An 11,765-nucleotide genomic window follows, 5' to 3' on the forward strand; every position below is an offset into this window, starting at 1 on the left:
CTATTGGGGGTCAGTTCAAACTAGAGGCTCTTTTCGCAATAAACTAGATAGTTACCGTGATTATGCGTTGATTCCCGCGTGGCGCAGCATTGCGTCGATTTGTGGCTCACGACCACGGAAGCGTTTGAACAGCTCCATTGGCTCTTCACTGCCACCCATTTCAAGGATGTTGTTCAGGAAGCGATTACCCGTTTCAGTGTTGAAGATACCCTCTTCTTCAAATGCTGAGAACGCATCTGCCGATAGCACTTCTGCCCACAGGTAGCTGTAGTAGCCCGCGCTGTAACCACCAGCAAAGATATGACCAAAGCTGTGTGAGAAACGGTTCCAATCTAGGCTTGGCAGTACCGACACCTTAGACTTAACATCCGCTAGCGTTTCTAGTACGCGAGCACCCACTTCAGGGTCGTATTCTGTGTGTAGCGTGAAATCGAACAAACCAAGCTCTAGCTGACGCAGGATAAACATCGCAGATTGGAAGTTCTTCGCCGCTAGCATCTTCTCTAGCATCTCTTTTGGTAGCGCTTCACCCGTTTCGAAGTGACCAGAGATGAACGACAGCGCTTCTTCTTCCCAACACCAGTTTTCTAGGAACTGACTTGGTAATTCAACCGCATCCCAAGGCACGCCATTGATACCCGCAACTGCGCCCGCTTCTACTTGCGTCAGCATGTGGTGGATACCGTGACCGAATTCGTGGAACAAGGTCACCACTTCATCGTGAGTAAACAGTGCTGGCTTATCACCAACTGGCTTATTGAAGTTACACGTTAGGTAAGCAACCGGGGTCTGTAGCTCGCCAGATTCGGTAATGCGACGACCACGACAGTCATCCATCCAAGCGCCACCACGTTTGTGTTCACGTGCGTATAGATCTAGGTAGAAGCTACCACGCAGTGTTCCAGTCGCATCAAAGATATCAAAGAAGCGCACTGACTCATGCCAAGTGTCTACGCCTTGACGCTCTGTTACCGACATACCAAACACGCGGTTCAGTACCTCAAACAGACCTGAAACCACATTAGATTCTGGGAAGTAAGGACGAAGCTCTTCATCAGAGATCTCGAACAGTTTCTGTTTTTGTTTCTCACTGTAGTAAGCGATGTCCCACAGGTTTAGCTCAGAGACACCAAATTCTTTCTCAGCAAACTGGCGTAGCTCTTCAACTTCTCGCTCACCTTGCGGTTTGGCTTTTACTGCTAGGTCGTTTAGGAAGCCAAGCACTTGGTCTGGCGTTTCTGCCATCTTAGTCGACAGTGATTTTTCGCTGTAAGTACTGAAACCAAGCATGCGCGCGATCTCGTGGCGCAGCTTAAGTTGCTCGGTGATGATCTCAGTGTTGTCCCACTTACCTGCGTTTGGACCGCGATCTGAAGCGCGCGTTACGTACGCTTCATAAAGCTCTTTACGCAGTTCTTGGTTATCACAGTAGGTCATCACAGGTAGGTATGATGGGATATCTAAAGTCAGTAGGTAGCCTTCTTGCTCTTTAGACTCAGCCGCCGCTTGAGCTGCCGCCAGTGCTGATTCAGGCATACCTGCCAGCTCAGCTACGTCTGTGATCTGCTTGCTCCAACCCATGGTTGCATCAAGCACGTTATTTGAGAATTGAGAGCCTAACTCAGACTGGCGCTTGCTGATCTCGCCGTAACGATGCTGTTCATCTGCAGGTAAGCCAATGCCCGACAATTCAAAGTCGCGCAGTGCGTCGGTAATAGTTTTTTGTTGAGCTCGGTTCAGTGCAGAGAATGCTTCACTCGCCTTGATCGCTTTATACGCTTCGAACAAGCCTTTGTGTTGGCCAACCCAAGTGCCGTATTCAGATAGCACAGGTAAGCAGCTCTCATACGCTTCACGCAGTTCGTCACTGTTCACGACAGAGTTCATATGGCTTACAGGTGACCAAATGCGACCTAAACGATCATCCACTTCTTCAATTGGAGCAACTAGGTTGTCCCAGCTTGGTGAAGTATTACCTTCAAGTACTTGTTCTATCTTGTTGCGACACGCTTCAATCACTTGCTCAACTGCAGGCTTTACGTGCTCTGGCTTGATCTGTGAAAACGGAGGTAAGTCCGTGAAGGTTAATAGCGGATTAGACATATAAACATTCCTTTGGCTTTAGAGACTTTCGTCTTTTTTGTAATGAGGTCGTCTTACAGTCATCAGGCTAAAGTTCGCCCTAAAAAATCACCTGCGAATAGTTATTAAATAGTGCCCATAAAGGCAAATTTCAATAGTAGAACCAATAACTAACTGCAGATAGCTGACGACTGTCCCTGAATTGTTCGAGAATTTATGGTCCATTGAGGGTTATAATAGTCTGATTAACCCCACCTACACTAACCACACTCTAATTCGAGAGTGTTACGAGAGTTTAATTTGTTAAGTTATCGCCACAGCTTCCACGCAGGTAACCATGCCGACGTAGTAAAGCATATCGTACAGAGCCTTATTCTTAATTCTTTGAAACAAAAGGATAAGCCTTTTGTTTATCATGACACTCACTCTGGTGTAGGTCGTTACGACTTAACGCATGAATGGTCTGAAAAAACCGGTGAATACAAGCAAGGTATTGCTCGTGTGTGGGAGCAAACAGACCTTCCTGAAGACATTCAAAGCTACCTTGAGTCTATTTCCATTCTCAATAATGGCGAGAAACTGCGTTACTACCCGGGTTCTCCACGTGTTGCACGTGCACACCTGCGTGACCAAGACCGCATGGTACTGACTGAGCTTCACCCAGCCGATCACCCGCTGCTTGAGCAAGAGTTCCACCGTGATCGTCAGGTATCTATCTACAAAGAAGATGGTTTTAAGCGCTTAAAGGGCAGCCTGCCACCAAAAGAACGTCGTGGTTTAGTACTGATCGACCCGCCTTACGAGCTGGCAAAAGAGTACCGTGATGTCGTGACTGCAATCGCTCAAAGCCACAAGCGCTGGGCAACCGGTATCTACGCAATTTGGTACCCGGTAGTAAATCGCTGCGATATCGAAGATATGATCGAAGGTCTCGAAGGCTTAGGCATCAACAAGATTCTACAAATCGAACTTGGCGTATCACCAGACACCAACGAGCGTGGCATGACGGCATCAGGCATGATCGTGATTAACCCGCCTTGGAAGCTAGAAAGCCAAATGAAAGAGATTCTTCCATTCTTGAAGGAAGCAATTGCGCCAGCGACCGGTCACTTCAAAGTAGAGTGGATCGTACCCGAGTAATCTCGAGTCCACATCATAGACTGAAGAATCTTCAACAGACTGTGATGTGGACGAATAAATTTTAAACAGGGAGATTGAGTTCAACCGATCTGCCCTCAATATAATAATTATACAATTTAAGAATCTATAGGACGTAGGTGTTCAGTGCGCTCACTGTACCCACAGCCTTCAATAAATGGAGAAAGTAATGGCGACTCATTTTGATTACATCTGTATCGGCGGCGGTTCAGGCGGCATCGCATCAGCAAACCGCGCAGCAATGCACGGTGCAAAGGTTGCACTTATCGAAGCTCAAGACCTTGGTGGTACTTGTGTAAACGTTGGTTGTGTTCCTAAAAAGGTAATGTGGCACGGCGCTCAAGTTGCTGAAGCGATCAACCTATACTCTGAAGATTACGGCTTCGACGTTGACGTAAAAGGCTTCAACTGGAGCAAATTAATAGAAAACCGCCAAGCGTACATTGGTCGTATCCACCAATCTTACGATCGCGTTCTTGGTAACAACAAAGTAAACGTAATCAAAGGCTTTGCGCGCTTTGTTTCAGGGGAAGGTGTTGACGTAAAGACCGTTGAAGTTAACGGTGAACACTACACCGCTGATCATATTCTGATCGCAGTAGGTGGTCGTCCAACCATTCCAAACATCCCTGGCGCAGAATACGGCATCGATTCAAACGGTTTCTTCGACCTAATGGAGCAACCTAAACGTGTTGCGGTTATCGGCGCGGGCTACATTGCTGTTGAGATCGCAGGCGTACTAAGCGCACTTGGCACAGAAACACACCTGTTCTGCCGTAAAGAATCTCCACTACGTAGCTTCGACCCAATGATCATCGAGACATTGGTTGAAGTAATGGAAGCGGAAGGCCCAACACTTCATACACACTCTGTTCCAAAAGAAGTAGTGAAAGAAGCAGACGGCACACTGACTCTACACCTAGAGAACGGCAACACTCAAAACGTTGACCACCTAATCTGGGCGATCGGTCGCCACCCAGCAACTGACGCTATTAACCTAGCATCAACTGGCGTTGCAACTAACGACCGTGGCTACATCAAAGTAGACGAATTCCAAGCAACCAACGTTCCTGGCATCTACTGTGTTGGCGACATCATGGAAGGCGGTATAGAGCTAACTCCTGTTGCTGTTAAAGCCGGTCGCCAGCTTTCTGAGCGTCTATTCAACGGTCAAACCAACGCGAAAATGGACTACAACCTAGTTCCTACTGTTGTATTCAGCCACCCACCTATCGGCACGATTGGTCTAACGACTCAAGAAGCTGAAGAGAAGTACGGCAAAGACAACATCAAGGTTTACACATCTGGCTTCACTGCGATGTACACAGCAGTAACCAAGCACCGTCAACCTTGTAAGATGAAGCTAGTATGTGCTGGCGAAGAAGAGACTGTCGTTGGCCTACACGGCATCGGTTTCACGGTTGATGAGATGATTCAAGGCTTCGGCGTTGCAATGAAGATGGGCGCAACCAAAGCAGATTTCGACTCTGTTGTGGCAATTCACCCAACGGGCAGCGAAGAGTTTGTTACCATGCGTTAAACCTTTGTAAGTCAAAGAAATATTATGAAAAAGCCGACATCTGTCGGCTTTTTGTGTTTTTTACCGTATGTTTGAATATTTATTAACCGAACAGCATTTTACACACTTAACTTGGAAGAAAGATCACGCTACAATCGCGCGCTATAAAATTACACGCATAAAAATAACAAATAGCTCTATTACAGAAAGGATATACGAGTAATGAAAAAAGTGAGTATTCTCGCAGCGGCGATTGCAGTGGCTTTAACAGGTTGTGGTAGCGACAGTTCTAATTCAGGTGTCACAACACCGACAGAACCATCAACAACAACCAACAAATTTATCGATGCCGCTGTTGAAGGTATCTACTACAACACCAGTTCTGGCTTAAACGGTATTACAAATAGCGAAGGCGAATTTACCGCTAAAACTAACGACACAGTGACCTTCTTTATTGGTGGTGAAAATGGCTTAAAAGTGGGCGCAGCATCCAACCGTGATGTATTGACTCCATTTGAAGCTGCGGGCAAATATGCACGTGCCGTTAACCTAGCGATTTTACTTCAATCTTTAGATAACGAATTTGGTAGTTCGTCCGATGATGTGCTGACCATTCCAGATGCGCTGCGATCGCCTGATGCAACGACTCTAGCTAAGATGGAAGATCTAAGCTTAGATGATCGTGATAGCGTGATCGACTTCTTAGACGAAATGGGCGTAGACTCTGCAAACATCACTTCGGAAGAAGATGCTCTTGATCATATGCAAAATGCGTTTGGCTCAATGACTCGCGGCGAAGACACCGTTAATCCTTTTATGGCTGAAGGTAAAATCGTTCGTTATATTGATGTGACTCAAAACTCTGAAAAGTTCACCTACGTTCATGCTGATAAGCTTATGGAATCAGAAATGTTTGAACGTACTCGTGGCATGACCGAGATGACATTCAAGGTGAACTCAGCTGACTCCGTCTCTATGCTGGCTGGATCGAACGATTATTCATTGTCGGAAAACTTCGCAGAACAGTACCTCACCTGTGTTTCTAACGCTGCGCACCAATGGATTGATAAAGATAACGCCGAAAAACAAGGGTGTGATACTAACGACGATGGTCTAGTGGACAGAGAGAATGGCTCCCTTACACCGGATAGTCAGTTTGTGCTCAACAACCCTTTTGCATACAGACTTCGAGATCTAGCACAGTCTTCAACGGCAGATGAAGAATTTACAAACTCGGACATCGACTGGATGCCGTTTGATGCTGAAAAGGCATCAGACCTAAACCATTACACCGCCAACCATGTTTGGGATGATGGTAAGAACGGCACGCCAAAATGGATTCGCAGCACAACCTCTGGCTCTTTTGACCCTGTGACTGGTATTTATTCCGAGATCGTTAAAAAAGAAACACTAGGCGATGACCCTAACAATGACCCATCTCGTGCAACAGAGCGCGTTGGTTACTATTATGAAGTTGATTCAAAAGATGCCGAGCGCTACGTCGACTTCACAGGTACATGGGACACCACCGCGATTTGTGGCGATGGACAAAGTGCAGTCATGAGAATGGTCTTCTCAGACTTAGCAATCACAATATCTGGCGCAGAGTGTGAAAGCCAAAATGGTGCTCCTTCATCACCGGAAGATTTGGGCGAGTCTGTTTATACTTACGCTCAATTAGCGACTATCGACTACTGGTGGTTCAACCAAGCGGGCCGCGAGTCGAAAGCAACCTTGACTGAGTTGAACACGGTCGTGCGCTTCTGTGACGCTGGTGACTATGTAGCAGGTACAGCGTGCCACGCAAACGATGAGTACTTCATTAAATGGGAATACCAACCAGCAGGCACTGATTGGGATGAGGGCCTACTGATTCGTCGTAAGATGGACAGCTTCGGTAATAGCAACGGCAGCTCTAGCATCATGCAGAAAATCAACTAATCGCTAAATTGATTCGTTTACCTCTAGATAAACCAGAAGCACGCTTCTGGTTTTTTTCATTTTTAGTATAGATGAACCTTCAAGCCCCCATCCCCGTAGATACAAAAACAAAATCTTAGCGATCCAAAACAACAACGGAGTTTGTAATGAATCTACTGATCGAATCATTTGAAGGCGGGATTTACTTGGCTTACCAAGTTATTGGCGAGCAAAAACAATTAATCAAAGATGACCACCAGCACCCTATGAAGTTTTTGAGTATTAACCAAGCACGCGATCACTTTAGCGACCAAGGCGTAGCATCAGCAATGTTGGTTCATAACAGCGCCTACGACGAGATGTGCGGTGAGCATTGTGGTAGCACACAGCCTTTCGAGATTGATTTGAAGTGGAGTTAAATCAACCTCAAATCAATCGCGATAAAAATTGAAAGGCTTGCATCAATGCAAGCCTTTCTTATGGGAGTCACTTTCACTTTTAATCACCTAGATTAGCGCGATGTCCGTTTAAGTCTTCGTTTAATGTTCTGCTCTTTCACTACAAAGTCGAATAGCGGAGCGAACAGGTTGGCGAACAAGATAGCCAGCATAATGCCCTCTGGGTAGGCTGGATTAAGCACTCGAATACCGACCGTCATCACGCCGATCAAAATCCCATAGGCCCATTTACTCTGATTGGTAAACGCGGCAGATACAGGGTCTGTTGCCATGAAGAAGGTACCAAAGGCAACACCACCCAACACAAAGTGCCAGTAAAACGGCATCGAAAACATCGAGTTAGTATCCGACCCTATCCAGTTCAGTAAACTCGACGTCACGACAAGGCCGACAATCACACCGGCGACAATGCGCCAAGACGCTATCTTCATCACAATCAAAATCAACCCCGTCAGCATGATCAGCAGTGACGACACCTCACCCATCGAACCTGGAATATTACCGATAAAGGCATCCATCCAGGTGATCGCCTCGCCAGTCATGTTATTGATGAGTGACGTGCTGCCGCCTTCATACCATTGACTCAGCGGTGTCGCGCCTGAATAGCCGTCAGCGGCAACCCACACAAGCCCACCCGACATGTTGGCTGGATAGGCGAAATAGAGAAACGCGCGGCCTGCAAGGGCTGGGTTCAAGAAGTTTCGTCCTGTACCACCGAACAGCTCTTTGGCGACAACGATACCAAAGGTGATACCTAAAGCGGCTTGCCAAAGCGGGATGGTTGGCGGGAGGATGAGTGCAAACAGCACAGAGCTAACAAAAAAACCTTCATTAACTTCGTGCTTACGAACGACAGCAAACAGTACCTCCCAGACGCCACCGACCACAAACACCGTGGCATAAACGGGTAGAAAATAGAGTGCACCAAGCAACATCTGACTTGCCCAGCCACTTGCCATCAATGACTGCGCATCACCAAATGCCCACGACAGACGCCAGCTACTCTCGATAACCGAGGCAAGTTCATTTAATTGATAACTGGAGGTTAGTGCGAGGACGCTTTGGTGTCCGACGTTATACATCCCCCAGAACATTGCCGGGAAGGTCGCCAACCACACCAGAATCATGATGCGCTTTAGGTCAATGCTGTCACGAACATGGGTTATGCCGCGATTTACGTTGCCGGGTGTATAAAATATTGTCGCGAAAGCCTCATACACTGGGTAGAGCTTTTCGTACTTCCCTCCGGCTTCAAAGCGTGGAGCCACGTCTTCTAATCGTTTTTTTAAACTCATAATCTCAATCACCTTATTGCTTGAGTTATGGTTTTCTACGCATCAACCGTGCTATTTGAACAATTTTTAGCGATTTTTAATCAAATTCGTCTTGAAGAACGAGAGTCTATAAGTCAAACCTATGTTGAAAAAGAGAGGCGTATAAACAACAAAGCCCCAGCAATGGCTGAGGCTTATTTGGTTTGGTAACGGTCGTCGTTACTTAACGCACATCACATTAAGCAATGAAGAACCTTTCAACTGGTTGACGTTACCGTTGGTAAACAGACCTTTCTTATCTGCGCCCCAATAAGGGAGATGCATTGGCCAGTTCTGTTTTTCCATAACCTTTGAGCTCAAGATGCTTTGCCATTGCTTCTCACTCATCAGCTTCATGTTGACCTGATTACACACCAATTCAGCGCTATCGTAATCTAGGCGGCTCCAAGGCTTACCTTGCTCCATGTAGAACTGTTGTTGATGATCTAGAAGGTAAGGAATAGCATATTGGCTACCCGCAATGTCTGCTTTCACGCGAATCTCGATCTCTAGATCATTGTCTGAACTCGCGTTACCGCTTGGTAGCGTCTGAATTGCTGCAGCGCTCGCTACCGCCGCCACTTGCTTAGTAGCCACAGGTTTCGGTGCAGGCTTAGCTTCTACTTTTGCAGGAGCCTTGTGCGTCACCGCTTTTGGCTCTGCTGGTTTTGCCACAATAGGCTGTGATGAGGTTTTCGACTTATCGACCATACGAATAAAGGCTTCACCGTAACCAGAAACCTTACGCACCTGAGCTAGGTCTTTTCTCGCATCAGAGAAGGTAGAATAAGGTCCGATTAAGCAACGGTAGTCTCCGCCTTCCGGCTTCATCCAAACATTGGTCGAGATCTTCTCATACAGAGGCTTTGCTCGGCTCAGTGACAAAGGCTTGTTCAGCAGGCCACATTGAACCCAAAACAGTTCGTTATCTGAATGACGTTTTGGTGCTTTACTGCCCCACACGCCCTTACCGATCGGACATGATTGCTCTAGCTGTGGTAATTGGTTGGTGCTTGCCTGAGTTGCATCACATAGAACCGACTCTGCATTCACTTGGCTCGATACCAAAAGAGATGCAGCGATAAATCCCATACGATAATTTCTCGTCACAGCACGACATACAGCATTCATTGTCAATTTCATAACCACCACTTAAACCCTTGCGGGCTAATTATTACCGAATCTATGTCGATAAAACATGAATTCCATTTTAACTTATTATTGACACTGTCAATAATACTAAGTTCCAGATCCATTAAGCAAAAAAAGAGCCGTAATTGCTTACGGCTCTTAATTTAGTGACTTTTTTTACTAAAAATCAAACCGGGCTATCACCCTTTATAAATTTTCGGGTTAAACACGTCACGTAACCAGTCGCCTAATAGGTTAATAACGAGAACCAATGTTACCAAAAGCACACCTGGGAATGCTGTGATCCACCATGCTCCTGAGAAAATGTAGTTAAAACCAGTACTGATCAGGGCACCGAGTGATGGTTGGTCTACCGGAAGACCTAAACCTAGGAAAGAAAGTGCCGCTTCTGACATGATGGCATTTGCCACCTGTACCGTAGAGATAACCAAAATCGGTGATAAACAGTTAGGCAGAATATGGCGGAACATGATGCGAGGCGCTCTAAAGCCCATCACACGTGCCGCTTCTACGTACTCTTTCTTCTTCTCTGCCAATACCGATGCACGAATCGTACGAGCATACTGCGGCCATTCAGCAATACCGATGATCACCACCAGCATAACAACCGCATATTGCGCGTAGAAGTCACTACCGAAACTCGCCTTAAAGATGGCCGAGACAATGATCGCAACCATCATGGTTGAGAACGAAAGCTGAACATCGGCAAAACGCATCAGGAAGCTATCAATACGACCACCGAAGTAACCTGCAGACAAGCCAATGATGATACCGAGAGTCAGCTGAAGGCCTACCGCTAGGAAACCGATCGTCAATGACAGACGCGAGCCGTAAAGCATCGTAGATAAGATGTCACGACCCTGCTCATCAGTACCCAGTAGGAAGCGTTCTTCGCCGTCTTCCATCCAAGATGGTGGCAACTCAGAATCCATGATGTCGATAGACGTCACGTCATACGGGTCTGTTGGCGCTAGAATAGGTGCCGCTAATGCCATAACAAGGAAAGCTGCAAAGATAGCGAAGCTCACCATTGCCACTTTGTCACGTAAGAAGTAGTACAGAATGTCTGACTGCTTGAATCGCTCCCAACGAGATGGAGCTGTTGTTGTTTGTTCCATGATTATGCTCCTTTCCCTGTGATGTTCACTGTTGGGTTAATGATGCCGTATAGCAAGTCAACAATGGTGTTAGTTACTACGAAGATCAGGCCAACGAAGATAACGTATGCGGTAATCAGTGGTGTATCCACTCGGTTAATCGCTTCAAGGAATAGGAAGCCGGTACCCGGCCACTGGAATACAGTTTCAGTAAGAATGGTGTAAGCCACCATAGTACCGATTTGAACACCGCCTACCGTTAGTACTGGCAGCATTGTGTTTTTCAAAGCGTGTTGGTAGTAAATCTTGTTCAGCGCTAGGCCTTTTGCTTTACCAAACTTGATATATTCAGAGCTAAGAACCTCTAGCATTTCAGAGCGTACTAGACGAATGAACAGAGGCAGCATGATAGATGCCAGAGCAATACTCGGCAGCACTAAGTGCGCAAGACCATCGAGCGTTAAGAAGCCAGACTCCCAACCAAACCAGTTTGCGGTATCACCACGTCCGAATGACGGCAGCCAACCGAGTTCAATAGAGAACACATACATCAGCATGATTGCGGTTAAGAAAACAGGTACCGAGATACCGATACTACTGCCCGCCATCACCAGTTTGGTGAAGAAGCTTTTTGGGTGTATTGCAGAATAAACGCCGAGTGGAATCGACAGACAAACGATGATCAAAGAAGCGCCAAACACAAGTTCAAGCGTCGCGACCAATTTGTCTAAGATTACGTCCACAGCAGGGCGTTTAAAGAAATATGAAGTACCAAGATCACCTTGTAGAGCTGCGCCCACAAAGCGAGTGTATTTTGTAATGAAGGGATCATTTAAGCCGAGTTCATCACGCAGCGCTTGACGCTCCGATTCTGAAACAGATTGACCGACTAACTCACGCAACGGGTCGCCCAGGTTATCCTGAATGGCAAACGCCACCAAACTGATCACAAACATCACTATCAGTGCCTGAAACAGGCGCTTGACCAGAAACGTAACCATTCCTTGCCCCTTATCTATCCATGACTATCTAGTCGAAATCCGCGACTAGATAACAAAATTCAGTC

General features: G+C 46.6%; 9 protein-coding genes. 4 read left to right on the forward strand and 5 right to left on the reverse strand.

Going from position 1 to position 11,765, the window contains the following annotated elements; translation table 11 throughout:
- Window positions 1-60 precede the first annotated feature (60 nt).
- Window positions 61-2,103, reverse strand: coding sequence for an oligopeptidase A (gene prlC / locus AB4274_RS19855; RefSeq protein WP_017071475.1), 2,043 nt, complete (start codon window positions 2,101-2,103; stop codon window positions 61-63).
- 279 nt (window positions 2,104-2,382) lie between these two features.
- On the opposite strand from prlC, the gene AB4274_RS19860 reads away from it, so the two are divergent.
- The 4 genes from AB4274_RS19860 (at window position 2,383) to AB4274_RS19875 (ending at window position 7,098) form a co-directional block, all read left to right on the forward strand.
- Entirely contained in the window at window positions 2,383-3,222 is an 840-nt protein-coding gene (locus AB4274_RS19860) for a 23S rRNA (adenine(2030)-N(6))-methyltransferase RlmJ (RefSeq protein WP_017060143.1), read from the forward strand.
- A gap of 187 nt (window positions 3,223-3,409) precedes the next feature.
- Window positions 3,410-4,780, forward strand: coding sequence for a glutathione-disulfide reductase (gene gorA / locus AB4274_RS19865; RefSeq protein ID WP_372113022.1), 1,371 nt, complete (start codon window positions 3,410-3,412; stop codon window positions 4,778-4,780).
- 201 nt (window positions 4,781-4,981) lie between these two features.
- Complete coding sequence (locus AB4274_RS19870) at window positions 4,982-6,700, forward strand: hypothetical protein (RefSeq protein ID WP_372113024.1); 1,719 nt, start codon at window positions 4,982-4,984, stop codon at window positions 6,698-6,700.
- A 146-nt stretch (window positions 6,701-6,846) separates the two neighbouring features.
- Window positions 6,847-7,098, forward strand: coding sequence for a DUF6482 family protein (locus AB4274_RS19875; RefSeq protein WP_017070091.1), 252 nt, complete (start codon window positions 6,847-6,849; stop codon window positions 7,096-7,098).
- 92 nt (window positions 7,099-7,190) lie between these two features.
- Here AB4274_RS19875 and AB4274_RS19880 read toward each other — a convergent pair whose 3' ends face one another.
- The 4 genes from AB4274_RS19880 to AB4274_RS19895 form a co-directional block, all read right to left on the reverse strand.
- Window positions 7,191-8,432 carry an NADH:ubiquinone reductase (Na(+)-transporting) subunit B gene (locus AB4274_RS19880; protein WP_136977240.1) on the reverse strand — a complete coding sequence of 414 codons (1,242 nt, stop codon included), beginning with the start codon at window positions 8,430-8,432 and terminating at the stop codon, window positions 7,191-7,193.
- A 198-nt stretch (window positions 8,433-8,630) separates the two neighbouring features.
- Complete coding sequence (locus AB4274_RS19885; RefSeq protein WP_372113026.1) at window positions 8,631-9,593, reverse strand: SPOR domain-containing protein; 963 nt, start codon at window positions 9,591-9,593, stop codon at window positions 8,631-8,633.
- Between the two features lie 188 nt (window positions 9,594-9,781).
- Entirely contained in the window at window positions 9,782-10,720 is a 939-nt protein-coding gene (locus AB4274_RS19890) for an ABC transporter permease (RefSeq protein WP_017060135.1), read from the reverse strand.
- 2 nt (window positions 10,721-10,722) lie between these two features.
- Window positions 10,723-11,700 carry an ABC transporter permease gene (locus tag AB4274_RS19895; RefSeq protein ID WP_048612413.1) on the reverse strand — a complete coding sequence of 326 codons (978 nt, stop codon included), beginning with the start codon at window positions 11,698-11,700 and terminating at the stop codon, window positions 10,723-10,725.
- Window positions 11,701-11,765: the final 65 nt, after the last annotated feature.

This window comes from Vibrio sp. 10N.261.55.A10, from assembly GCF_041470825.1.
GTDB lineage: Bacteria > Pseudomonadota > Gammaproteobacteria > Enterobacterales > Vibrionaceae > Vibrio > Vibrio crassostreae_C.